Origin of the sequence: Sulfitobacter sp. W074, assembly GCF_025142275.1 — a bacterium.
GTDB classification, from domain to species: domain Bacteria; phylum Pseudomonadota; class Alphaproteobacteria; order Rhodobacterales; family Rhodobacteraceae; genus Sulfitobacter; species Sulfitobacter profundi.
The window spans coordinates 411541-434246 of the sequence record NZ_CP081130.1 but is presented as its reverse complement, the minus strand read 5'-3'; the positions used below and the strand labels follow the sequence as shown (position 1 = coordinate 434246).

Below are 22706 nucleotides of genomic sequence, written 5' to 3'. Positions count from 1 at the left end.
TGCTGCCCTTCGCTTAGTGCCGGAAGTGGCGCATGTTGGTGAAGACCATGGCAAGGCCCGCTTCATCCGCTGCGGCGATCACCTCGTCGTCGCGCATGGAGCCGCCGGGCTGGATCAGTGCCGTGGCACCAGCTTCTGCCGCTGTGATCAGACCGTCCGCGAAGGGGAAGAACGCATCGGATGCCACGACCGAGCCCTGGGTCAGGGGTGCGTCGATGTCCATCACCTCGGCCATGTCTTGGGCCTTGCGCGCGGCGATGCGGGTGCTGTCCACCCGGCTCATCTGGCCTGCGCCAACGCCGACTGTGGCACCGTCTTTGACATAGATGATGGCGTTGGATTTGACGTGTTTTGCCACGGTCCAAGCAAACAGCATGTCGTCGAGTTCTTGATCCGACGGCTTGCGCTTGGTCACGACCTTGAGGTCATCGCGGCTCACGCGGCCCACGTCTTTGTCCTGCACAAGGAACCCGCCCGAGACCTGACGCACGGCCAAAGCGGCGGCGGCAGGGTCGGCCAGACCTTCGGTGGTCAGCAGACGCAGGTTCTTCTTGGCGGCAAAGATGCGTTTGGCATCCTCATCCGCGCCGGGGGCGATGACGACCTCGGTAAAGATCGCAGCAATCGCTTCGGCGGTGGGGCCGTCGAGTGGCTGGTTCAGCGCGATGATGCCGCCAAAAGCCGAGGTGCGGTCGCAGTCAAAAGCACGTTTGTAGGCCTCCAGCATCGTCTCGCCACGTGCCACGCCGCAGGGGTTGGCGTGTTTGATGATCGCGCAGGCGGGGCCGACTTTAGGGTCAAATTCGCTGACCAGCGCAAAGGCGGCGTCGGTGTCGTTGATGTTGTTGTAGGACAGTTCCTTGCCCTGATGCTGCACGGCGTTCGCCAGACCGGGGGCGGTGGAGCCATCGGTGTAGAAAGCCGCCTGCTGGTGCGGGTTCTCACCATAGCGCAGGGTTTGCGCCAGCGTGCCGCCAAAGGTCCGGCGGCGCGGGGTGCCTGCGACCTGCTCGGCCATCCAAGTGCTGACGGCAGTGTCATAGGCCGCGGTGCGGGCATAGGCGGTTTGGGCCAAGCGCTGGCGCAGGGCATAGGTGGTCTGGCCGTCGTTGGCCTCCATCTCAGCGATCACCTCGGCGTAATCCTCGACATCGACCACGACGTTGACGAAGCCGTGGTTCTTGGCCGCCGAACGGATCATCGCCGGGCCGCCGATGTCGATGTTCTCGATCACCTCGCCGTATTCCGCGCCCTTGGCGACGGTTTCCTCAAACGGATAAAGGTTCACCACCACCAGATCGATCGCGCCGATGTTATGTTCGGTCATCGCGCCGACGTGCTCATCGTTGTCGCGCAGGGCCAGCAGACCGCCGTGGACCACCGGGTGCAGCGTTTTCACGCGCCCGTCCATCATCTCGGGAAAGCCCGTCACATCGGCCACATCCAGCACCTCAAGCCCCGCCTCGCGCAGCGCTTTAGCGGTGCCGCCGGTGCTGAGCAACTCAACGCCCCGCGCCGCCAAAGCTTTGCCAAGGTCCAAAAGACCGGTCTTGTCGGATACGGAAAGAAGCGCGCGTTTGATGGGATAGAGGTCGGGCATGGGGCTGGTTCCTTGGTCAGTCTTCATCAGCATAGGGATCGTCGATCGACAAATCTCGCACGCCAATCGCAGTTTCCTGCGCTTTTGACAACGACCAGCGCACCCGCGTGGCATAGTTCATGGCATATCCGGTCAGCACGATCTGCTGCGCAGCACGTGGCTTCAGCCGCGTCGTCTCAAGGTAAACCCCCGGTTCCAAAGACAGATTATGCGTACCGTCATGGCGAAACACCCAAATTTCACCGCTTTTCAGCGCCATGGATATTGCAGCCCCGCCAAGGTCGACCGTGGCATCGACATCCGGATGCAGGTGAAAACGGATGTCGAAAGGCACGCCCTTCAGTTGTGTGGCGCTCAACACCTTATCAAAGCGCCGCTTCTCTGCCCCCTCTATCGCCAGCAGCATATCCTCCCCCGTCAGCCCGCGCCCGTCCGAGGTGAGTTCGAGCCGCCGCGCATGGGTCAGCCCGTGGCTGCGCAGATAGGCGTCATGGCCGCCCTCAAAACGCAGCCCATCCGCCGCCTCTCCGATCTCCACTGGCACTTGGCGCGGACCCGCGATGAGCGCCTCTGTCCCGCTGTGGGGGTCGGGCTCCGCCAGGCGGGCGCTGGAATGGCCGACAAGCGACAGGGCCGAATGCGACGGCGTGGCCCGCCCCGCCCGCCGCCATTCCAGCCCGAAAGACGCGCCTGAGCCGCAGTTCACCACCAAGGGCCGCCGCCCCGAGGTCAGCTCGAACGCCAGTGTCGAGGCATGGGCATTGCCCGACGCCGCGCCGCCCGGCGGAGCCGCCGCATCGACGATCACGCTGGTGCGCCCTGCCGACAGCCTTGCATAGCCCATGGCCAGCCCATCAGGCTGCCGCGTCTTGACCTTGGCCGCCGCCAGCGCGTGGTCCAGCCAGCCCTCCATACCGCGCCCGCCGCCATGAAACCGCGCCAAGGCGCCATCGGCATGACGCAGGCTGCGCAGGGTCGGCGCGATACGCTCAATCGCGGTAAGGTGCTCTTTGGGCGTGCTGCGGCCTGCATCGCTGAGCGCCGCTGCGGCCCATGTAAGCAGGGTAAAAACGGCGAGCAGTTCTTCGGGGTTTCGGGTCGGCAGACCGCCCTCGGCGTCGATCTGGCTGGCACATTCGCGTGCTAATGCCTTGATGGCGGGATCGGCCAGTTCCTCTAGCCCCTCCAGCGACAGGCCCGCGTAAATCAACCCGGTCAGCGCTTCGAAACGCGGCAGGCCCGGCGCAGAGGCGCGCCAGCGTTTTGACAGGAAACGGGTCTGCTGTTCGAGGGACCGGTAGAAGGCATCGCTCTGCGCGGTGTCCGTCCCGCGCAGCATGAAAAGTGCGTGGTTGATCCAGCGGATCAGCCGCCGACCGGTCAGCGCCGGGGTCCAGCCCGGCCCCTGCCCGCGCCCGAAACGGTCGATCCAGCCCCAAAGCCAATCCTGCGCTGACGCCCGCGCCCGTGCATCCCCCACGGCGGCAAGATCATCCAGCCATGCAAAACCGTGCAGTTCCGCCGCAAAGGCAGGGCCAGGCGGGGTCAGATCCCACATCGCGGTCTGCGGCGCGGTCAGCAGGCTGCCGGCAAAAAGGTAATTGCCCGCCATCAACTGCCGCCCCCGCGCGAAAGAGCCGATGGTGCGCGGCTCGGGCGACGCGGTGAAACCCGCCACCCGCCCCCGGCCCCGGGTCGCACGCCAAGCGTGCCAGCGGTTCAAAAACCGCACCCTTCGGGCCATGACGCTGGAAAGATTAATCATATCAAGCTGCCCCTGACGCTCTGATGGCGTTTGGCGGCAGCATAACCGCGGCCCTGCAATGAGTCACCGGATTTTCCCCGCGCGCCGGGGGATCGGCGGGGAACGGACGGTTGCCAGCCCGCAGGGGTGCCGCCTAAACAAGGGCACCGCAACCGGAGCGCACCGATGATCGCCAGCCTGATGATGTACCTACGGCCAGAAACCGCCGCGGCCACGGCCCGCTACTGGGCGTTGATCCGCGACGGGCTGCGCGCGCGAGGCGTTGTGGCCCCGGAAGAGTTGGACAATGCGCGAGAGGAATTCGCGGTCTGGAAAGCCCGCGACCTGACCCTTTCGCAAACCTGCGGGATGCCCTACCGCCTGTGGCTGCACGACCAAGTTGCGCTGATCGGGACACCAGACTTTGCCGTCGAGGGCTGCCCGCCGGGCTATTACAACAGCGTCTTCGTGGTCCGCGCCAATGATCCCCGTGAAACAATTTCCGACTTTCGCGCAGCGCGGTTCACCTACAACCAGACGTTTTCGCAGTCAGGCTACGCCGCCGCCTACGCGCATTGCAGCGCAGAGGGTTTCTGGTTTGCAGATCGCAGTCAAAGCCACGGGCACCGGAACTCCGCCAAAACCGTGGCCGAGGGGCGGGCGGATATTGCGGCGCTGGACGGGGTGTCGTGGCGGCTGATCCAGCGGTATGACGCTTTCGCGGGTGGCTTGCGGGTGCTGGAAACCACGACGCCGACGCCCGGCCTGCCCTATATCGCGGCGGCAGATACCGATCGCGAAGCCACATTTGCAGCGGTCCGCGATGCCATCGCCGGGCTTACGCCCGAGGATGCCGCGACGCTGGGCCTGCGCGGCCTGGTCGAGATACCGAAATCCGCATACCTCGCTGTGCCCTCCCCACCCGACGGGGCGTGAGGGTCAGCCCTTCCGCAGACACGCGATATAGAAACCGTCCATCCCGCCTTTGTCAGCCCAAAAGTCAGGACGCAGACGCAACCCGCCCTCTTCGGTGACCCACTCAGCCGCGACCCCCGGCAACTCCAGCGCAGCGCGGTCGACCGTCATGTCGCCGTGCCGTTCCAACGCCTCATCGACCTGCACTTCGCCCTCGTCGGGCAGCAGGCTACAGGTACAGAACACCAGCCGCCCGCCGGGTTTCAGCAGGGTCCATGCGTGGTCGATCAACTCGGATTGCAGTTCAATCAGGTCCCCGAATTCCGAGCCATCCTTGGCATGGGGCAGATCGGGGTGGCGACGGATGGTGCCGGTGGCGGAACAGGGCGCGTCAAGCAGGATCGCGTCGAACGCGCCCTCTACGGCACGGGCGTCCTTGGTGAGCGTCTTGGCCTTAAGCCCCACGCGGGCAAGGTTTTCCTTCACCCGCTGCATCCGTGGATGCGATTGGTCGACGGCAGTGACAACGGCCCCCGCAGCGGCAAGCTGCATGGTCTTGCCCCCCGGCGCGGCGCAGAGGTCGAGCACGGCTTCACCTTCCGTCGGGGCCAGCACCCGCACCGGGATCGCGGCGGCGGCATCCTGCACCCACCAGTCACCTTCGGCAAATCCCGGCATGGTGGAGACCTGCCCTGCGTTCATTACGCGCACCGATCCTGTCGGCAAGAGCGTGCCGCCCACGGCCTCGGCCAAGGCGGCCGGATCACCCTTGGCGGTCAGATCCAGCGGTGCGCCCGCGAAATGCGCCTCTTCCATCTTGGCGATGGCGTCGGTGCCCCAAGCCTCGGCCAGTGGACCGCGCAGCCATTTGGGCAAGCGCGGTGCGCGCAGGGCGCCCCAAGCCTCAGGCCCCTGTGCGGCGATCTTGCGCAGCACGGCGTTGGTCAGCCCCTTGAGATGGCTCAGCGTGCGATGCTGCGACACGAGATTGACCATCGTGTTCACGACCCCATGCGCCGCGCCGCCCTGACACAGCTCAATCGTGCCGACGCGCAGCACGTTGCGCACGGTCAACGGCGGGGCCTTTTGCAGATGTTTTTGCAACAGCCGGTCGGCACGCTCCAACCCGCGTAGCGTGTCCTGTGCCAGACGTTGTGCCCGCGCCCGGTCATCGGGGGGCAGCTTGTCCAGCGCACCCGAGGCCAGAAGCTCGGACATCAGTCGCGGCTCTTCGCCCAAAATCTGATCCAGCAGATATACCGCGCTTCTGCGGGCCTGAACGCCTGTGTCTGCCATGGTCATGTCCTATCTGGGTCTCGCTTGAGGGGTTGCCGGGTTGTCTGGGCCAGCGCGCGACGTATATCAAGGGAGAACTTGGCTCAAGAGGACCATGATGCCCGATCAACGCCCCATTCCCGACAGCAAACCCGGCCCTGACCCAACCCCTAGCCCCGCGCCGGACCTGCCACCGCAGCCCAAACCGGGGCCAAAGCCCATCCCCGACACGCCGCATGACCCGACGCCGCAGCCCGGCCCCGATCTGCCTGCCGCCGCACAGCGCGCGCTGGCCGAGGCCGCCGCGCGCCGCAAGGCCGCAGCCGCGCTGGACCTGCCCGCTGAACTGGGCGGGCGCGATGGGCCAGAGCCGGTGCGCTATGGCGATTGGGAGAAAAAAGGCATCGCCGTCGATTTCTAAGCGGCCTTAGCGCAGGGTCAGCACCGCCGACTCGCCCGCACCCTTGTCAGAGGTGAAGCGGAGTTTCGCGCCATCGCGCATCACGACTTGGCAATTATAGCCCAAATCCTTGCCGCCCCAAACCAGCGTGCGGCAGAAATAGCCGTCTTTCCACGACCAACTGCCGGTGATCTGCCAAGCGGCCCCCTTGCCAGCGATGGCCCCGCCGGGGGTCACCTGCAGATTGACGAGCGGACGGGTCAGCCTTTTGCCATTCACTGCCGCGACAAAATCTGACTTGCTCTGAATACGGGCATACTCCGCCGCCGCGGGCAGGCCACTTAGCGCCAGCACCGCAGTCGCGGCGAGTGCAAAGGTAATCCTCATCGAAACCTCCCTTGGTGAATTGCCTTTGGCATTCACGTAAGCAAAAGAGGTAAAGTTTCAGATAATCTGCATCTGGTTCAGCGTTTCAGGCCCAGCACATCAAGCATGTCATATTCGCCCGGCGTCTGCCCCTGCCCCCAAAGCGCGGCCTTCAGCGCGCCGCGCGCGAAAAGGGCGCGGTCAGACGCGATGTGGCGCAGGATGATCCGCTCCCCGGCGGCGGCGAACATCACGTCATGCTCCCCCACGATGTCACCGCCCCGGATCGCGGTGAAACCGATATCGCCCTGCTGCCGCGCGCCGGTGATCCCATCGCGGCCCCGGTCTGACACATCAGCCAGCTTTACGCCGCGCCCTTCGGCGGCGGCTTCGCCCAGCATCAGAGCCGTGCCAGAGGGGGCATCGACTTTCTGGTTGTGGTGCGATTCGATGATCTCAATGTCGTAATCCACGTCCAGTGCAGCGGCGACCTGACGGGTGAGCTGTGTCAGCAGGTTCACGCCAAGGCTCATATTGCCTGCACGGATGATGATGGCCCCCTGTTCGGCGGCTGGGGCAAGCTGCGCGATTTCCTCATCGGTCATCCCGGTGGTGCCGATGACATGCACGATCCCGGCCTTCGCAGCCGCAGCGGCAAAGGCGATCGTGGCTTGGGGCGCGGTGAAGTCGATCACGGCCTGCACCTTGGCAAACGCCTCAGCGGCATCATCGGTCACGGTGACGCCCAGCGCCGCACCACCCATCGCCTCGCCCACATCGCGCCCCACCCAATCATGACCCGTCCGCTCTACCGCTGCGGCCAGATGCATCTTCTCGCTGGCGGTGATCTCACGGATCAACATTTGGCCCATGCGGCCAGAGGCGCCTGTAACGGCGATGCCGGGGGTCTGTGTCATGAGGTAACTCCTGCGGTTCGGGGGCATGAATGGCTCGGCTGGTTTAGCCCGTCGGCGAGCGCTTGGCAAAGTGCAACCGAAGCCTTAGATGGGGTTCATGGCAAAGAACAAGTTTCATGAGGGCGCAGGCCCGTCGCAACGACAACTCCGCGTGGGCGAAACCGTCCGCCGCGCCTTGTCTGATGTTCTCGCACGTGGGGACGTGCATGACACCGATCTCAACCGGCTGTCGATCACCGTGGGCGAGGTGCGCATCTCTCCTGATCTCAAGATCGCAACGGCCTATGTGCTGCCGCTGGGCGGTGAAGGTCAGGATGAGGTGCTCAAACTGCTGGCGCGCAATAAGAACGAATTGCGCCGGCAAGTGGCTAAGAAACTCACGCTCAAGTTCTCTCCTGATCTGCGGTTCCAATTGGATCGGACATTCGACCGGATGGACGACACGCGCCGGATGCTGAACCAAGATGTGGTGCGCCGCGATGCGGACGCGCCAGACGATGACGCTGCAGACAGCGCGCCGGATCAGTGATCCGCGCCGGTCTGATCGCAATGGCGCTGATCGCGCTGAAAGGCACGCCTTCGGACGCTGCTGAATGCCGCAACATCACGTTCGACGGCAGCTCCTACACCGTTTGCGAGGTCGATCTGGAGCGTGACGATCTGCGGCTCTTTCTCAACGATGACGCAGGCGCGCCCTATGGGTTCTTCGGCTCGCTTGATGAGGCCTTGAAGGCGCAGGGCTTGCGGCTCGGCTTTGCGATGAACGCGGGCATGTACCACGAGGATCGCTCTCCGGTCGGACATTACATCGAAGAGGGTGTCGAGGCGCGCGGCGTGATCGACAGCGCAGGGCCCGGCAACTTTGGCCTGCTGCCCAATGGCGTCTTCTGCCTGCGCGATGGCCGCGCCGATGTGATCGAGACCAAGCGCTATCTTAGGAACAGGCCCGCCTGCCGCTTTGCCACGCAATCCGGCCCGATGTTGGTAATCGATGGCGCTTTGCATCCGCGGTTTTTGCCCGACAGCACCTCGCGCTATATCCGCAATGGGGTTGGTACCAGCACCGATGGCAAACGCGCGGTCTTTGCGATTTCCAATGACGTGGTCACCTTTCATGAGTTTGCCCGGCTCTACCGGGATGAGCTGGACCTGCCTAACGCGCTGTATTTCGACGGCAATATCTCGCGTCTGCGGGCGCCGGGATTGCGCCGCACCGGGGCGGGGTTCACCACGCTGGGGCCGATCGTCGGCATCGTCACGCCTGCAAAGTGACCTTTTCCCTGCTTGGGGGCTGGGCAGCGCGGCATGGCTCCGTTAGAGGGCAGCACCACAAAGGCGAAGGGGCAAGACATGGCACGCAAACGCAAGGGTCGCGATATTTCAGGCTGGCTGGTGGTGGACAAACCCGCCGGGCCGACATCGACCGCCGTGGTCAACAAGGTCCGCTGGGCGCTGGAGGCCAAAAAGGCGGGCCACGCGGGCACGCTGGACCCCGAAGCGACCGGCGTTCTGGCCATCGCCTTGGGCGAAGCGACCAAAACCGTGCCCTATATCACCGACGCGCTGAAAGCCTATGAGTTCACCGTGCGTCTGGGCATTGCCACCAACACCGACGATGCCGAAGGCGAAGTGATCGGCACCTCTGATCTGCGCCCCGACGATGCAGCCATCAAGGACGCGCTGAGCGACTTCATCGGGGACATCCAGCAGGTGCCGCCGCAGTTCTCAGCGGTGAAGATCGACGGCCAGCGCGCCTATAAACGCGCTCGCGATGGCGAAGAAATGGAGATCGCCGCCCGCCCGCTTTGGGTGGAAAGCCTGCTGCTGCTCGACCGGCCCGACGCCGATCACGTCACGCTTGAGATGGTCTGCGGCAAGGGCGGCTATGTCCGCTCCATCGCCCGCGATCTGGGGCAGAAGCTTGGCTGCCTTGGCCACGTCCGCGAGCTGCGTCGCACGTGGTCTGGCCCGTTTGAGGCGGCAAATGCCCTAACACTGGCACAGATCGACGAGATCGCCCGCACGCCAGAACTCGACACGCATCTGCTGCCGCTCGCCGAAGGATTGGTTGAGTTGCCCGAGGTCAAAGCCACCCCCGAAGGCGCGACGCGCCTGCGCAACGGCAACCCCGGCATGGTAATCGCCCATGACGTGGAATACGGCGATGAATGCTGGGCCTCGCTCGATGGTCAGCCCGTCGCCGTGGGCCGCTTCAAAGCAGGCGAATTGCACCCCAGCCGGGTGTTCAACCTATCTTCGGACAAGAACGAGGGCTGAATGGCCCTGATCACCCGCAGCCATACCAAGGGCGATGCGCCCTCGACGGCGGTCTATTCCCCTTGTGAGCAGTATCGCTACAGCCTCACACGGATCTGGGACAACGCTGCGCCGCGGGTGATGTTTGTCATGCTGAACCCCTCCACCGCGACCGAGGTGCAGAACGATCCCACCGTCGAGCGTTGCGAGCGCCGGGCGCGGGTGCTGGGCTTTGGCGGTTTCCGGGTGACCAATATCTTTGCCTTCCGCGCCACCGATCCGCGCGACATGCGCGCGGCGGTTGATCCCATCGGCCCCGAGAATGACGCCACGCTTATCGAGGGGGCCGGTTGGGCTGACCGGATCATCGCCGCTTGGGGCGTGCATGGCGCACATCTGGACCGGGGTTTGGCCGTCGCCGCTCGGTTGGCGCGGGGGGATAAACCGCTTTACCACCTTGGTCTCTCCAAAGCTGGCCACCCGCGCCATCCGCTTTACCTGCCCTATACCCAGGAGCCGGTTTTGTGGCAGCCCTAGCGCACTGCGCTAGCAACCACGCGTTAACCATTCTCCGTCTATTCCTTTGATTTTAAAGCCGCGCCATGGCCTTTTAAGGGTGGGATGATGTGTAGGGCATTAGGCAATGAACGGTGGAACTGCGGATGCTGTGGCTGGCTGGAATGATGGGATTAATGGCGGTTGGCGCTGTCACATTTGTGGAAATCGAAACACCGTCAGAGGATGATACGCCTGAAGCCGACACCCCGCGCGGCGGCAGCGCTACTTTGGGGGACATCCTTACCGGCAGCGATGCCGGTGAGGCGGTGCAGGGCGGTAGCGGCGAGGACCAACTTGGCGGCTACGGCGGGAATGATCTGCTGAATGGTGCTGCTGGCAATGATGATCTGCACGGCCATGACGGCAATGACACGCTGCACGGCGACGAAGGTAACGACAGCCTGCACGGCAATGACGGTGATGATGACCTTTTCGGCGGCGCGGGCAACGACAGCCTTTTTGGCCACAATGGCGATGACTTTCTCTATGGCGGCGCGGGTGATGACGCGCTGCAAGGCTCTGCGGGTGATGACCTGCTGAATGGCGACGCAGGAAACGACGCACTCCAAGGCGGGCTTGGCGATGATGCGCTGCGCGGCGGCGCGGGCGAGGATACGCTCTTTGGCGGCTGGGGCGACGATACGCTGACCGGAGCGGATGACCTGCAAAGCCGCGACTACCTTAATGGCGGCGGCGGGGATGACCTGATTGTCGCAGGCGCGCAGGACGTTGTGACGTCAGGCGAAGGTACGGATCAAATTGTTTTGGGGGATTGGATTACCGAGCAGGGCGCGGCACAGATCATGGACTATCACGCACAGAATGATTCGCTTTTGTTTGTCTGGGATGACAGCACCGCCACCGGGTCAGAGCCGCCCCTTTCCATCCTTCCCGATCCCGACCAACCGAACCAGACGCTCGTCCTGCTGGATGACATCATCGTCGCGCGGGTCGCCGGAGATAGTGTCGCGCTGGAAGATATTGCTCTGATCCCGCTCAGCGCGGCCCTTGCACTTGTTCCTGCCGCGTGACGCATGCAACCGCCGCCGCACAAATCACCCTTTGCCAAAGGCGCAAATTCGCCCTATACGCCCCCATCGCCTGCTGATTCCGTCAGCGGGTGATATCTCCATGGGCCTGAGCTGGACGACATCCCGGCCTGCGCCATCCATTTAAACTCTTTTCGAAAGGAGACCCCGATGTCGATTACTGCTGAAGAAAAAGCAAAAGTCATGAAAGATTTCGGCACCAAAGAAGGCGACACAGGTTCGCCCGAAGTACAGGTTGCCATTCTGACCTCGCGCATCGTCACGCTGACCGAGCACTTCAAGACCCACAAAAAAGACAACCACGGCCGCCGTGGTCTTTTGAAAATGGTCGCGACGCGCCGCAAGCTGCTGGATTACGTTAAGGCCAAAGATGACGCCCGTTATCAGGACCTCATCAAGCGTCTGGGCCTGCGCCGCTAAGCGCACGCCACCGGGTTACCCGGTGACAGGACTACTAAAACCTCCCGGCCCGCGCCGGGAGGTTTTTTTGTGCGCGCAGCCTGCACGATAGCGCAGCGGAAAGAACCCGCCGCTTATAGCTCTGCCACGATAGAACGCTTCCCATTTGCCTTGAAAACCTGTATGTCCGCGCAATCTGAAATCCGGCGCGCGGACTCCTGCGCCTGAAAAAGAAGATACCGGAGTCAGGGGCAATACGGCCCCTATGCAATGGCCAATGGGCCAAAAAGGAAACGTAGATGTTTAATGTAACGAAAAAATCGATCCAGTGGGGCGAAGAGACGCTGACACTGGAAACCGGTAAGGTTGCCCGTCAGGCGGACGGGTCGGTGATTGCCACGCTGGGGGAAACCAGCGTTATGGCCAACGTGACGTACGCACGTCAGCAAAAGCCGGGCCAGGACTTCTTCCCCCTGACCGTGCACTACCAAGAGAAATATTATGCCGCCGGTAAAGTACCGGGTGGCTTCTTCAAGCGTGAGGCCCGCCCCACCGAGAAAGAGACCCTGACCGCGCGTCTGATCGACCGTCCGATCCGCCCGCTCTTTGTCCCCGGCTTCAAAAACGAAGTTCTGGTGATGTGCACCGTGCTGAGCCACGATCTGGTCAACGACCCCGATATGGTCGCCATGATCGCCGCTTCCGCCGCGCTGACGATTTCCGGCGCGCCGTTCCGTGGCCCGATCGCTGGCTGCCGCGTGGGCTATGAGGATGGCGATTACATCCTGAACCCAACAATCGACGACATGCAGGACCTGCGCCTGAACCCCGAGCAGCGCCTCGATCTGGTTGTCGCCGGCACCAAAGACGCCGTTATGATGGTCGAATCCGAAGCCTATGAGCTGTCGGAAGAGGAAATGCTGGGTGCGGTGAAATTCGCCCACGAGCAAATCCAGCCGGTTATCGACCTGATCATTGATCTGGCCGAAGACGCCGCGAAAGAGCCGTTCGACTTCCAGCCCGATGATTACTCTGAGCTGTCCGCCGCTGTAAAAGCCGCCGGTGAAGACGAAATGCGCGCTGCATTCGCCATTGCCGACAAGCAAGAGCGCACCGCCGCTGTTGCCGCCGCTCGCGAGACAATCAAAGGCAAGCTCACCGAAGAGCAGCTTGAGGACAAAAACCTCGGCTCCGCGATGAAGGGCCTTGAGGCCAGCATCCTGCGTGGCGACGTGGTGAAAACCGGCAAGCGTATCGACGGTCGTCGCACCGACGAAATCCGCGACATCGTGGCCGAAACCGGCATCCTGCCGCGGACCCACGGTTCGGCGCTCTTCACCCGTGGTGAAACGCAAGGCCTCGTCGTGACCACGCTCGGCACCGGCGACGATGAGCAGTTCATCGACGCGCTGCACGGCAACTTCAAATCGAACTTCCTGCTGCACTATAACTTCCCTCCCTATTCGGTTGGTGAAGTTGGTCGCGTGGGCCCTCCCGGCCGTCGCGAAGTCGGCCACGGTAAGCTTGCTTGGCGTGCCTTGCAGGCGGTTCTGCCCGCAGCGACAGACTTCCCCTACACCATCCGTCTCGTGTCCGAGATCACCGAATCCAACGGCTCCTCGTCGATGGCATCGGTCTGTGGTGGTTCGCTGTCCATGATGGACGCGGGCGTGCCGCTGAAATCGGCTGTGGCCGGTGTGGCGATGGGCCTGATCCTCGAAGATGACGGCTCCTACGCGATCCTGTCGGACATCCTGGGTGACGAAGACCACCTCGGCGACATGGACTTCAAAGTGGCCGGTACCGAAGCGGGCATCACCTCGTTGCAGATGGACATCAAGGTCGCAGGCATCACGCCCGAGATCATGGAAAAAGCCTTGGCTCAGGCCAAAGAAGGCCGTATCCACATCCTTGGCGAGATGAACAAAGCGATCTCCGGCGCAGCGGACTTCTCCGTGCACGCACCGCGCATCGAGACCATGCAGATCCCCACCGACAAGATCCGTGAAGTGATCGGGTCCGGCGGCAAGGTGATCCGCGAGATCGTCGAAGTCTCTGGCGCCAAGGTCGACATCAACGACGAAGGCATCATCAAGATCGCCAGCGCCAATGGCGACGCCATCAAAAAGGCCTACGACATGATCTATTCGATCGTGGCAGAGCCCGAAGAGGGCGCCGTCTACACCGGCACCGTGGTCAAGATCGTCGATTTCGGCGCTTTCGTGAACTTCTTTGGCAAGCGCGACGGTCTGGTCCACGTGTCCCAGATTGAAAACCGCCGCCTGAACCACCCTTCGGACGTTCTGAAGGAAGGTCAGGAAGTAAAAGTGAAGCTTTTGGGCTTTGACGATCGCGGCAAGGTGCGCCTGTCGATGAAAGTTGTCGATCAGGAGACTGGTGAAGAAGTCGCTGCCGAGAAGAAAGAACCGGCAGAAGGTTGATTAAAACCTGCTGCGGACCCTCACCGGGGTCCGCAGTTTTTCCCGCAGGGCAGTACAAGACATGAGCGCAGAGAATCTGGTCACGATTTGCATCACCATGGGGCTGCGCCCTGATGTCCTGCAACAAACGCTCGAAAGCCTCGGCCCGGAACTGCGTAAGCTCCCCATCATTGGCATCAACGACTTTGGCGATGCCGAAACAAGCGCGGTCTTCGACCGTCTCTGCCCCCACGGCCAACGCATTGATCTGGGCAAACAGGTCGGACACCACCCCGCCGTTGACGCCATGTATGCCAAGGTGCGCACGCCTTATGTCTTTCACATGGAAGACGACTGGGAATTCACCCGCCACGATTTTTTAGATGACGCCCTGCGCCTGCTAGAGGCACATCCCGATGTTTCCTCGGTCTGTTTCCGCGACACCGATAACTTCTTCATCGAAGACGCGGCCCGCGCCCAGATCGTCAAGGAGGACTGTGCAGGCGTCTCCTACGCGCGCATGGATGCTCTCAGCCCTAAATGGTATGGCTATACGTTCAACCCGCATCTTGCCCCCCTCTCCCTCTGGAAAGAGGTTGGCGGCTTCAGCGGTTTCAAACGTGAAAGCCATATTTCGCGTCACCTGCGCAAACAGGGTAAATTCACGGCCTTTCTGAAACCCGGCGCTTGCCAGCACATCGGGTTTGTCAGCGTCGCCCACAAACCGCCTTCCGCCTTCAAACGATTCAAAAACTGGCTGCGCGGTCGACCCACCCCCAAAGTTTAACCCGTAAGAACCTGTTGCCGTCCCCCGGGCCGACAGGGATGAGGTCAAATCCATGCCGCAGCGCCCCAAGGGATTCGTCATCAATCTCGCCGCCTCCCCCCAACGGCTGGACAGCGCGAAGGCCGAACTGGACGGGGCGCAAGTCGACCCGATCCGCGTAGACGCATTTGACGGGCGTGAAATCGACCTCGCGCAGTTCGCGCCCTATGATGATAGCAAAGCCCGACGGTTCATGGGCCGCTCGATGACCCAAGGTGAGGTCGGATGCTACGTCTCCCACCAGCGCGCCGCCACGGCCTTTCTAGAAAGCGGCGATGAGATCGGCTTCGTTTTCGAAGATGATATCGCCCTGCAGCCTGATTTCAAAACTGCCGTACCGCAACTGATAAAATGGCTCCGCGCCCGCGACGATTGGCACTGCGTCAACTTAGGCGCAACGCGCTTGAAGATCACCAGTCCCATGGCCAAGGTCGCAGGCATTGAGGTGCTCCGCGCCCACTATTTCCCCATGCTCGCCCATGCGCTGATCTGGAACCGCGCCGGAGCCAATGCTTTCCTTGCCGCCTCCGAGCCTATTTTCTGCCCCGCAGACAATATGTTAAGACAAGTCCTCACACGTTCCGACATGGGGCTGGCAACCGCCCAAAGCCTCGTGACCGCTGGCCGGTTCGACAGTGACATTTCCGCCCGTTCAGGCGGAAATCGGGGACAATTCCGCCGGTCGCCGCTCTATGGCCTGCGCAAACAGCGCCGCTTGCTGCATGAAAAAGCGATGGCCTTCGCGCATAAGCTCGGCCATCGCTAACAGCGCATCAACCCGGCAGCTTGGCCTTACGCAGATAGGGCAACACAGTCTCAAACGCCCCGAACTTCGCCTTGGCGTCCTCGTCTGACACGGTCGCGGGAATGATCACATCCTCGCCCACCTGCCAATCCGCCGGCGTTGCGACGCCATTCTTGCCGGCAGTCTGCAACCCATCCAGCGCCCGCAGGACCTCGGCAAAGTTGCGGCCCACGTTCATCGGGTAGGTCATGCTCAGCTTCAACTGCTTATCCGGCGAAATGATAAAGACCGAGCGTACAGTGGCACTGTCATTGGGCGTGCGGCCATCAGGCATATAGGCTTCGGCGGGCAGCATATCAAAAGCCTTCGATACCTCGAGCCCTGCGTCAGCGATAATCGGGAAACCGGCCTTCGTCCCCGCAACCTTCTCAATATCGCCCTTCCACTTTTTATGCTCTTCCACCCCGTCAACACTCACGCCGATCACCTTGGTGCCGCGCTTTTCCCACTCATCGGAGAGCCGCGCCACGGCGCCGAATTCGGTCGTGCAAACGGGGGTGAAATCCTTCGGATGCGAGAACAGGATCGCCCAGCTGTCACCGACGAACTCATGCAGCGAAAAACTGCCCTGATCGGTTTCGACGGTAAGGTCGGGAATAGTGTCGTTGATACGCAAGCCCATGATATCCTCCGGGTCAATCTGTGAACAGATAGGCTAGAGGTAATCGCAAACCCCGCCATTTTCACCCCCCGATTGCCACAAAGCAAAACTTCACCGCAGCGCCACGGCCCCCTTCTCCTTCATCCTTTCTTAAATACCGATCCCGCCCCCGCCTCACATCGAAAGGCTGGGCACGGAGCGCCCTTCAGAACGGCGCCTTCGCCCGGACCTTGGTCGATGCCCCGCCCTGCGGATGGTTAAACCGCAACTCTTCACTGTGCAGCATCAACCGAGGAAAATCCCGCGCAGGCCCGGTGGCATAGAACGGATCGCCCAGAATAGGATGCCCAAGCGCCAGCATATGCACGCGCAGCTGGTGGCTGCGTCCTGTTTTGGGGAACAGGCGCATGCGCGCGGTCTCGCCATCGGACTTGATCTTTTTCCAGTCGGTCTGCGCGGGCTTGCCGGTCTCATGACACACCATCTGCAGCGGACGATTGGGCCAATCAACGATCAGCGGCAGATCGACCGTGCCGGACTTCTCTTCCGGCACACCCCAGACCCGAGCAACATAGGTTTTTCGCGTCATGCGTTTTTCAAACTGCAGCCCAAGATGGCGCTGTGCATGGGGTGTCATCGCAAAGATCATCACGCCCGAGGTGTCCCGATCCAACCGATGCACCAGCAACGCCTCGGGAAAGACCGCCTGCACCCGCGCGATCAGGCAATCGGCCAGATGCTCGCCTTTGCCGGGCACGCTCAGCAAACCGGAGGGCTTATCGACCAGCAAAACTTCGGCGTCTTCATGCAGAATGACCAGCGGGTCCTGCGGCGGGTTATATTCGCTATCCATGGTTCCCCCTCGCAGATGCCGCCCCGCGGATCAAGCGGCGCGTGGCGGTCAGGCGACCGCAGCGAAACTGTCTTTGAGGATCGCGGCCAATGCATCGGCATCCGCTTGGGTGAATGCATTGGGCTGGTCGCTGTCGATATCAAAGACCCCCAGCAAGTCCCCCGCGCAGTTCCAGACCGGCAGCACCAATTCCGACCGCGTCGACGAGGCGCAGGCGATATGGCCCGGGAAGGCATCGACATCTTCCACCAATTGCACCTCGCCCGTGCGGGCCGCAGCCCCGCAGACCCCGCGCGAATACGGGATCACCAAACAGCCGTGTCCGCCTTGATAGGGCCCGATCTTAAGCAGCTCAGGCGCGGTGACACGGTAGAACCCGGTCCAGTCGAACCGGTCATCTGCGTGATGTACCTCGCAGGCGATGGTGGCCATCAGCGCCACGGCATCGTCTTCGCCCTCCGTCAGAGCGGCAATGGTTTTCGATAGGGTTTGGTAGTCGACTGTCATGGAAAAACTCATATTGCAGATAGAGAAAGGGAGGCAGCCCGCCCCCCTTTGGATACGTCAAAAAGCCGTGGGATCAGGGGCGTTCAATCGCGATGGCCGTGCCTTCGCCGCCGCCGATGCAGATCGCCGCGATACCGCGCTTCAACCCGCGCTTCTCCAGTGCGTTCAACAGGGTCACCATGATCCGCGCGCCTGAGGCACCGATGGGATGGCCAAGCGCACAGGCGCCGCCGTTGACGTTCACGATGTCATGCGACAGGTCCATCTCATGCATGAAGGCCAGCGGCACCACGGCGAAGGCTTCATTGACCTCCCACAGGTCCACGTCTTCTTTTTTCCAGCCGATCCGCTCCAGCAGTTTCTGCGCTGCGGGCACGGGTGCGGTGGTGAAAAGCCCCGGCGCTTGGGCGTGGCTGGCATGGCCGACGATCCGAGCGCGGATGGTCTGGCTGCGGGTCTTGGCGGTCTCCTCATCCGCCAGCACCAACGCCGCCGCCCCATCCGAGATCGACGAGGAATTCGCCGCCGTCACCGTACCCCCCTCACGGAAGGCTGGTTTTAACTGAGGGATCTTCTCAGGCCGGGCGCTGGCAGGCTGCTCATCCGCGCCGACCGTGGTGCTGCCCTTGCGCGATGTCACCTCAACCGGGGCGATTTCATCGGCAAAGGCACCGCCCTCTTGGGCCTCAATCGCCCGCGACAGCGACGCGAGTGCATAGTTGTCTTGGGTCTCACGGGTAAACTGAAACCGCTCGGCGCAATCTTCGGCAAAGGTGCCCATCAGACGGCCTTTGTCATAGGCGTCTTCCAAGCCATCAAGGAACATATGGTCGATCACCTGCCCATGGCCCAACCGCGCCCCGCCGCGCATTTTCGGCAGCACATAGGGCGCGTTGGTCATGCTCTCCATGCCGCCCGCGACCATCACATCGGTATGGCCAAGCGCGATTTGGTCAAAGGCCATCATCGCCGCTTTCATGCCAGAGCCGCACATTTTATTGAGCGTGGTGGCGGGCACACCTTCCCCCAGCCCCGCCTTGAACCCGGCCTGACGCGCGGGCGCTTGGCCCTGCCCTGCGGGCAAAACACAGCCCATCAGCAGCTCCTGCACTTCGGCGGGGTCCGTCGTCCCCAACGCCGCCTTGATCGCACTGCCGCCCAATTCCGCGGCTGTCAGCCCTTGGAAAGCCCCTTGAAAACCGCCCATCGGGGTTCTGGCTGCACCGGTTATCACGACATTGCGCATCACGTTCTCCTAGAGTTGCACCGCACACCAGTTGGTAAGGTTTTACGGTTAATCACGTCTCGAACTTCAAAGTCTCGAGGCATGTTTATGGAAGTTTCCGCCAAAACAGAAGACCGCTTTTGCGTGGTCAGCGTGCTGCACGAACGGATCGACGCCGCCGCCGCGCTGGAGTTCAAGGACGCGGTGCGCCGCGCCACCACCCAAGCGCCATCGGTGGTGATCCTTGACCTGCACCGGGTCAACTTCATCGATTCCAGCGGGCTGGGCGCGATTGTGGCGGCGATGAAACATTTGGCACCGCAGCGGGCCTTGGTGCTGGCCGGGCTAACTCCGGCGGTGGAAAAGGTCTTTACCCTTACCCGGATGGACACGGTCTTTGGCATTTTTCACACGCTGGACGCCGCCCTCATCGCGCACCGGGGATAGCGCCATGCGGCAACCCGCCGCGCGCTCTGCGCTTTGCCCGTTTGAGATCACCGTTCACAGCGGCCCCCACGCCGCGCGGGAGGCTCTGACGCTTCTGCTGGACGGTCTCACTTGCCTCGCGCTTGAGGCCGAAGAGGTCTGCGTGGTGCGATTGGTCGTCGCCGAAATGCTCAACAATATCGTCGAACATGCCTATTCGGATGCCGACCTCCCCGGCCCCATCCATATTGCCTGTCATCATGCGCCCGATGGCCTGCACCTTGCCGTGTCGGACGAGGGGCTGCCGATGCCCGACCTGCAAGCGCCCTTGGGCCTGCCGCAAGAGATCGACCGCCCGGTCTGCGATCTTCCCGAAGGGGGCTTTGGCTGGTTTCTGATCCGCGATCTGGCAAAGGACTTAAGTTATCGCCGCCTGGCCCAAAAAAACCGGATCGACCTGCGGCTCCCGGTCGGGTTGCCGCCGCGTTAACCCCTGCGGCAGTGCAGCAGGCAGATTTCGCAAAACGGCCCCGCTGGGATCACAATTGCGCCTTGGTTGTAGGGCAAAAGAGTGCCTGTAGCTGCAAATAGCTTCCCTCGGCACCGTGTTTAATAGCCCCCACCCAGTACGCGGTGCCGAGGATCTTTCCCCGCATTGGCAGAACCGAAATGACCGTCTAGGGTCACGCTGATATATCAGCGAGGGACAGCACATGCGCGATTTTCACTTTCCCGGCCGGTCACCGGTCTTGGCCACCAATGGCATCTGCGCCACGTCGCACCCGCTCGCCGCGCGGGCGGCGGTCGATATCCTTGCGCGCGGGGGCAACGCCATGGACGCGGCCATTGCCGGGGCGGTCCTGCTGGGCATTTGCGAGCCACAGATGACCGGGATTGGCGGCGATTGCTTCGTGCTCTACTCTCCAGCGGGGAGCGAAGAAGTCCATGCGCTCAACGGCTCAGGCCGCGCACCCGCGGCGCTGGACGCCGCCAAGCTGCGCGACAAGGGCGAGAAGACGGTGCCGCTGCGCTCAGCCGATGCGGTGACCATTCCCACCGCCATAGATGCCTTTTGCCACCTGTCCGACAGCCTCGGCAAGCTGGGGCTGGACGCGTTGCTGGCCCCTGCGATCCACTATGCCGACGCCGGGGTACCCATCGCCCCGCGCGTGGCTTTTGATTGGACCACGGACGGCGGCACCCTTCAGGGGCGCGCGCGGGACCACTTCCTCATCAACGGTAAAACGCCCCGCGTCGGTGATATTTTCCGCGCGCCGGGACAGGCCGAAGTGCTGCGTCGCGTGGCCGCGAAAGGGCGCGATGCCTTCTACACCGGAGAGATCGCCGAAGACATGATCGCCACCCTGCAAGCCGCAGGTGGCAGCCATAGCGCCGAGGATTTCGCGACGGCGCGGGCTGAAGCCTCGACGCCCGTGTCGGGCCACTACAAAGACCTCGAAGTGGTCGAACATCCGCCCAACGGCCAAGGGGCGACCGCCCTGCTGCTGATGAATATCCTAGATCACTTCGACATCGCCGGTATGGACCCGCTAGGGGCCGAGCGGCTGCATATTGAGGCCGAGGCCACCAAACTGGCCTATGACGCGCGCAACCGGTTTCTGGCGGACCCGGATCACACCACGCGGCTTGAGCACATGCTGGCGCCTGAGACCGCCCGCGCCCTTGCAGCGCTGATCGATCCCAAACGCGCCATGGCCGCCGCCGCGCCGATCAGCGAGGCGGTGCACAAAGACACGATCTATATCACCGTGGTGGATGGGGACGGGATGTCGGTCTCGCTGATCTATTCGATCTTCCATGGCTTCGGCTCTGGCATCGCGTCGGATAAGTTCGGCATCCTGCTGCAAAACCGTGGCGCGGGCTTCACGCTGGAACAAGGCCACCCGAATGAGCTGAAAGGCGGCAAACGCCCGATGCATACGATCATTCCCGGCATGATCCGCGAAAACGGTCGCGTGACCATGCCCTTTGGCGTGATGGGCGGGGCCTATCAGCCCTGTGGCCACGGGCGCTTTGCCTCGAACCTCACCGATTTCGGCATGGACGTGCAAAGCGCCATCGACGCGCCGCGCGCCTTTGCCGATGGGCAAGTGATGAAGGTCGAACGCGGCTTTGGCGACGACGTCCGCCAAACCTTGAGCGATCTGGGCCATAAGGTTGAGGTGCCTGAAACGGCAATCGGCGGCGCACAGGCGATCCGCATCCGCGAAGATGGCGTGCTGGAAGGCGCGAGCGACCCGCGCAAGGACGGCTGTGCCTTGGGGTATTGATGAAATGTCCGGCGGGCAAGCGACGGCCCGCCGGGCTCAGTTCATCTGGAAATGCAGCGGATAGGCACCGTCGGTGAAGGGGCCGAAAAGATCGGGGATATCGGGGTGGTCCACAGGCTCCCCCGAATAATCAGCCACGAGGTTCTGCTCGGACACATAGGCCACATAGTAGCTCTGATCATTCTCGGCCAAGAGATGATAGAACGGCTGGTCTTTCACCGGACGGTTCTCTTCGGGAATCGCCTCATACCATTCTTCGGTATTTGCGAATTCCGGGTCGACGTCAAAAATCACACCCCGAAAGGGATGCTTCTTGTGACGGACGATTTGCCCGAGGTGATATTTTGCGCGCGTACGTATCATAACATGCTGCCCCTACCCCTCGACGGTAGCCCTTTCAAGGGGCTTTTGTCCAATCAAGGCGGCTCCGCGCGGGGAAACAGACTGTGAACGCAGCACCGACAGTGGGTTTCCGGCAGCACTCCGGGCGGGCGATCAACAGGTTTGTCGGGATTTCGCGGAATACCGCCTGCGCAGGGCTGCGCGGTCAGCGCAATATCGCGCAACGCGGCGCGCATTTTCCCAATTTAGTGATGTGATGAAGGGGGTGAATCGGTTAAAGTCCTTTGAAAAAACGTCCCCTAACAAAAAACGAGAGGCGAGAGGCAGATGAGCAAGCATTTTTGCGCAATGATGATCGTACTGCTGGTGGCATCCTGCGGCGGCGGGCCTCAAACGGCCCCGCGTGATCTGGATAACGCCTGCACGATCTTGAAAGAGCACCCCGACTATCTGAGGGCATTCCGCGCGACCGAGCGCAAATGGGGTGTACCGATCCACGTGCAGATGGCCACCATCCATCAAGAAAGCAAATTCGTGGCTGACGCGCGGACGCCGTTCAAATACGTGCTGGGCGTGATCCCGATGGGCCGCCAGTCCAGCGCCTTTGGCTATTCACAGGCCTTGGACGCGACATGGGATGAATATCTGGAATCCGAAGGCCGCTGGCGTGCGAAACGCGATGAGATCCGCGACGCGAGCGATTTCATGGGCTGGTACATGAACTTGACGCGCGACCGGAACGGCGTGTCTCTGCATGACGCCCGCAACCAATACCTCGCCTATCACGAGGGGCACACGGGTTTTTCCCGGCAGAGCTACAACAGCAAGGCTTGGCTGGTCGGGGTCGCGGGCAAGGTCGATTCCCGCGCCAAACTGTATGAAAGACAGATCGCCGGCTGCCGTTTGGGCCGCTGGTAAAAACGATCTAATC

At 62.4% G+C, this 22706-nt stretch carries 25 protein-coding genes; 15 read left to right on the top strand and 10 right to left on the bottom strand.

The features are described 5' to 3' along the window. Positions 1-13: 13 nt before the first annotated feature. Together purH and K3762_RS02200 are read right to left on the bottom strand one after the other, a co-directional pair. Positions 14-1600 carry a bifunctional phosphoribosylaminoimidazolecarboxamide formyltransferase/IMP cyclohydrolase gene (gene purH, locus K3762_RS02205; protein ID WP_132444137.1) on the bottom strand — a complete coding sequence of 529 codons (1587 nt, stop codon included), beginning with the start codon at positions 1598-1600 and terminating at the stop codon, positions 14-16. Between the two features lie 16 nt (positions 1601-1616). Next, positions 1617-3365: a heparinase II/III family protein gene (locus tag K3762_RS02200; RefSeq protein ID WP_206054282.1), complete on the bottom strand. Its 1749-nt coding sequence runs from the start codon at positions 3363-3365 to the stop codon at positions 1617-1619. Positions 3366-3530: 165 nt separating this feature from the next. Here K3762_RS02200 and K3762_RS02195 point away from each other — a divergent pair, with 165 nt between their 5' ends. Further along, complete coding sequence (locus tag K3762_RS02195) at positions 3531-4280, top strand: phosphate/phosphite/phosphonate ABC transporter substrate-binding protein (RefSeq protein ID WP_132444136.1); 750 nt, start codon at positions 3531-3533, stop codon at positions 4278-4280. Positions 4281-4283: 3 nt separating this feature from the next. Here K3762_RS02195 and K3762_RS02190 read toward each other — a convergent pair whose 3' ends face one another. Beyond that, positions 4284-5555: an RsmB/NOP family class I SAM-dependent RNA methyltransferase gene (locus K3762_RS02190; protein WP_132444135.1), complete on the bottom strand. Its 1272-nt coding sequence runs from the start codon at positions 5553-5555 to the stop codon at positions 4284-4286. A 199-nt stretch (positions 5556-5754) separates the two neighbouring features. On the opposite strand from K3762_RS02190, the gene K3762_RS02185 reads away from it, so the two are divergent. Further along, positions 5755-5955 (top strand): DUF1674 domain-containing protein, encoded by a 201-nt coding sequence (locus tag K3762_RS02185; RefSeq protein WP_201722073.1) that lies wholly within the window; start codon positions 5755-5757, stop codon positions 5953-5955. Between the two features lie 6 nt (positions 5956-5961). Here the strand turns inward: K3762_RS02185 and K3762_RS02180 are convergent, their stop codons facing one another. Together K3762_RS02180 and dapB are read right to left on the bottom strand one after the other, a co-directional pair. Further along, a complete protein-coding gene (locus K3762_RS02180) occupies positions 5962-6321 on the bottom strand; it encodes a dihydrodipicolinate reductase (RefSeq protein ID WP_120350032.1) in 360 nt (119 codons plus the stop codon). A gap of 77 nt (positions 6322-6398) precedes the next feature. Continuing rightward, positions 6399-7217, bottom strand: coding sequence for a 4-hydroxy-tetrahydrodipicolinate reductase (dapB, locus tag K3762_RS02175; RefSeq protein WP_132444134.1), 819 nt, complete (start codon positions 7215-7217; stop codon positions 6399-6401). Positions 7218-7314: 97 nt separating this feature from the next. On the opposite strand from dapB, the gene rbfA reads away from it, so the two are divergent. The 9 genes from rbfA (at position 7315) to K3762_RS02130 (ending at position 15491) form a co-directional block, all read left to right on the top strand. Then, positions 7315-7746 (top strand): 30S ribosome-binding factor RbfA, encoded by a 432-nt coding sequence (gene rbfA, locus K3762_RS02170; protein ID WP_067626238.1) that lies wholly within the window; start codon positions 7315-7317, stop codon positions 7744-7746. Beyond that, complete coding sequence (locus K3762_RS02165) at positions 7743-8489, top strand: phosphodiester glycosidase family protein (RefSeq protein WP_120350030.1); 747 nt, start codon at positions 7743-7745, stop codon at positions 8487-8489. Before rbfA ends, K3762_RS02165 begins: the two co-directional genes overlap by 4 nt. 78 nt (positions 8490-8567) lie before the next feature. Further along, a complete protein-coding gene (gene truB, locus K3762_RS02160; RefSeq protein WP_260011229.1) occupies positions 8568-9494 on the top strand; it encodes a tRNA pseudouridine(55) synthase TruB in 927 nt (308 codons plus the stop codon). Positions 9495-9500: 6 nt separating this feature from the next. Beyond that, the gene (locus K3762_RS02155; RefSeq protein ID WP_260012776.1) at positions 9501-10010 is read left to right on the top strand and encodes a DUF1643 domain-containing protein; all 510 of its coding nucleotides are present in this window, start codon (positions 9501-9503) and stop codon (positions 10008-10010) included. A gap of 155 nt (positions 10011-10165) precedes the next feature. Further along, positions 10166-11062, top strand: a complete 897-nt coding sequence (locus K3762_RS02150; RefSeq protein WP_260011227.1) for a calcium-binding protein — start codon at positions 10166-10168, stop codon at positions 11060-11062. A gap of 168 nt (positions 11063-11230) precedes the next feature. After that, entirely contained in the window at positions 11231-11500 is a 270-nt protein-coding gene (rpsO, locus tag K3762_RS02145) for a 30S ribosomal protein S15 (protein WP_007118755.1), read from the top strand. 278 nt (positions 11501-11778) lie between these two features. Next, positions 11779-13920 (top strand): polyribonucleotide nucleotidyltransferase, encoded by a 2142-nt coding sequence (gene pnp, locus K3762_RS02140; RefSeq protein ID WP_260011226.1) that lies wholly within the window; start codon positions 11779-11781, stop codon positions 13918-13920. A 61-nt stretch (positions 13921-13981) separates the two neighbouring features. Beyond that, on the top strand, positions 13982-14686 hold the full coding sequence (locus tag K3762_RS02135; protein ID WP_067624305.1) for a glycosyltransferase: 705 nt from the start codon (positions 13982-13984) through the stop codon (positions 14684-14686). Positions 14687-14738: 52 nt separating this feature from the next. Beyond that, on the top strand, positions 14739-15491 hold the full coding sequence (locus K3762_RS02130; RefSeq protein WP_120350024.1) for a glycosyltransferase family 25 protein: 753 nt from the start codon (positions 14739-14741) through the stop codon (positions 15489-15491). Between the two features lie 7 nt (positions 15492-15498). On the opposite strand, the gene K3762_RS02125 is transcribed toward K3762_RS02130, so the two are convergent. The 4 genes from K3762_RS02125 to K3762_RS02110 form a co-directional block, all read right to left on the bottom strand. Further along, positions 15499-16152, bottom strand: coding sequence for a peroxiredoxin (locus K3762_RS02125; RefSeq protein ID WP_067937672.1), 654 nt, complete (start codon positions 16150-16152; stop codon positions 15499-15501). Between the two features lie 184 nt (positions 16153-16336). Next, positions 16337-16984 carry a pseudouridine synthase gene (locus tag K3762_RS02120; protein WP_120350023.1) on the bottom strand — a complete coding sequence of 216 codons (648 nt, stop codon included), beginning with the start codon at positions 16982-16984 and terminating at the stop codon, positions 16337-16339. 48 nt (positions 16985-17032) lie between these two features. Further along, entirely contained in the window at positions 17033-17491 is a 459-nt protein-coding gene (locus K3762_RS02115) for a GAF domain-containing protein (protein WP_260011222.1), read from the bottom strand. A gap of 73 nt (positions 17492-17564) precedes the next feature. Beyond that, positions 17565-18737, bottom strand: a complete 1173-nt coding sequence (locus tag K3762_RS02110) for an acetyl-CoA C-acyltransferase (protein WP_132444129.1) — start codon at positions 18735-18737, stop codon at positions 17565-17567. 87 nt (positions 18738-18824) lie between these two features. Between K3762_RS02110 and K3762_RS02105 the strand changes: the two genes are divergently transcribed. The 3 genes from K3762_RS02105 to K3762_RS02095 all read left to right on the top strand — a co-directional run bounded on the left by K3762_RS02105 (position 18825) and on the right by K3762_RS02095 (position 21433). Further along, positions 18825-19163: an STAS domain-containing protein gene (locus K3762_RS02105; protein WP_132444187.1), complete on the top strand. Its 339-nt coding sequence runs from the start codon at positions 18825-18827 to the stop codon at positions 19161-19163. 4 nt (positions 19164-19167) lie between these two features. Then, positions 19168-19632: an ATP-binding protein gene (locus tag K3762_RS02100; RefSeq protein WP_260011219.1), complete on the top strand. Its 465-nt coding sequence runs from the start codon at positions 19168-19170 to the stop codon at positions 19630-19632. A gap of 223 nt (positions 19633-19855) precedes the next feature. Further along, positions 19856-21433 carry a gamma-glutamyltransferase family protein gene (locus K3762_RS02095; protein ID WP_260011217.1) on the top strand — a complete coding sequence of 526 codons (1578 nt, stop codon included), beginning with the start codon at positions 19856-19858 and terminating at the stop codon, positions 21431-21433. 36 nt (positions 21434-21469) lie between these two features. Here the strand turns inward: K3762_RS02095 and hspQ are convergent, their stop codons facing one another. Further along, positions 21470-21796, bottom strand: coding sequence for a heat shock protein HspQ (gene hspQ, locus K3762_RS02090; protein ID WP_067261750.1), 327 nt, complete (start codon positions 21794-21796; stop codon positions 21470-21472). Between the two features lie 306 nt (positions 21797-22102). Between hspQ and K3762_RS02085 the strand changes: the two genes are divergently transcribed. Further along, positions 22103-22693, top strand: a complete 591-nt coding sequence (locus K3762_RS02085; protein ID WP_067631275.1) for a lytic transglycosylase — start codon at positions 22103-22105, stop codon at positions 22691-22693. Positions 22694-22706 lie beyond the last annotated feature (13 nt).

Coding starts and splice junctions, on each gene's coding strand:
- K3762_RS02105 (WP_132444187.1), top strand. CDS start 18,825: ATGGAAGTTTCCGCCAAAACAGAAGACCGCTTTTGCGTGGTCAGCGTG.
- rbfA (WP_067626238.1), top strand. CDS start 7,315: ATGGCAAAGAACAAGTTTCATGAGGGCGCAGGCCCGTCGCAACGACAA.
- K3762_RS02130 (WP_120350024.1), top strand. CDS start 14,739: ATGCCGCAGCGCCCCAAGGGATTCGTCATCAATCTCGCCGCCTCCCCC.
- truB (WP_260011229.1), top strand. CDS start 8,568: ATGGCACGCAAACGCAAGGGTCGCGATATTTCAGGCTGGCTGGTGGTG.
- dapB (WP_132444134.1), bottom strand. CDS start 7,217: ATGACACAGACCCCCGGCATCGCCGTTACAGGCGCCTCTGGCCGCATG.
- K3762_RS02180 (WP_120350032.1), bottom strand. CDS start 6,321: ATGAGGATTACCTTTGCACTCGCCGCGACTGCGGTGCTGGCGCTAAGT.
- K3762_RS02115 (WP_260011222.1), bottom strand. CDS start 17,491: ATGACAGTCGACTACCAAACCCTATCGAAAACCATTGCCGCTCTGACG.
- K3762_RS02135 (WP_067624305.1), top strand. CDS start 13,982: ATGAGCGCAGAGAATCTGGTCACGATTTGCATCACCATGGGGCTGCGC.
- K3762_RS02150 (WP_260011227.1), top strand. CDS start 10,166: ATGGCGGTTGGCGCTGTCACATTTGTGGAAATCGAAACACCGTCAGAG.
- purH (WP_132444137.1), bottom strand. CDS start 1,600: ATGCCCGACCTCTATCCCATCAAACGCGCGCTTCTTTCCGTATCCGAC.
- hspQ (WP_067261750.1), bottom strand. CDS start 21,796: ATGATACGTACGCGCGCAAAATATCACCTCGGGCAAATCGTCCGTCAC.
- K3762_RS02195 (WP_132444136.1), top strand. CDS start 3,531: ATGATCGCCAGCCTGATGATGTACCTACGGCCAGAAACCGCCGCGGCC.
- K3762_RS02125 (WP_067937672.1), bottom strand. CDS start 16,152: ATGGGCTTGCGTATCAACGACACTATTCCCGACCTTACCGTCGAAACC.
- rpsO (WP_007118755.1), top strand. CDS start 11,231: ATGTCGATTACTGCTGAAGAAAAAGCAAAAGTCATGAAAGATTTCGGC.
- K3762_RS02085 (WP_067631275.1), top strand. CDS start 22,103: ATGAGCAAGCATTTTTGCGCAATGATGATCGTACTGCTGGTGGCATCC.
- pnp (WP_260011226.1), top strand. CDS start 11,779: ATGTTTAATGTAACGAAAAAATCGATCCAGTGGGGCGAAGAGACGCTG.
- K3762_RS02200 (WP_206054282.1), bottom strand. CDS start 3,365: ATGATTAATCTTTCCAGCGTCATGGCCCGAAGGGTGCGGTTTTTGAAC.
- K3762_RS02190 (WP_132444135.1), bottom strand. CDS start 5,555: ATGGCAGACACAGGCGTTCAGGCCCGCAGAAGCGCGGTATATCTGCTG.
- K3762_RS02095 (WP_260011217.1), top strand. CDS start 19,856: ATGCGCGATTTTCACTTTCCCGGCCGGTCACCGGTCTTGGCCACCAAT.
- K3762_RS02100 (WP_260011219.1), top strand. CDS start 19,168: ATGCGGCAACCCGCCGCGCGCTCTGCGCTTTGCCCGTTTGAGATCACC.
- K3762_RS02120 (WP_120350023.1), bottom strand. CDS start 16,984: ATGGATAGCGAATATAACCCGCCGCAGGACCCGCTGGTCATTCTGCAT.
- K3762_RS02110 (WP_132444129.1), bottom strand. CDS start 18,737: ATGCGCAATGTCGTGATAACCGGTGCAGCCAGAACCCCGATGGGCGGT.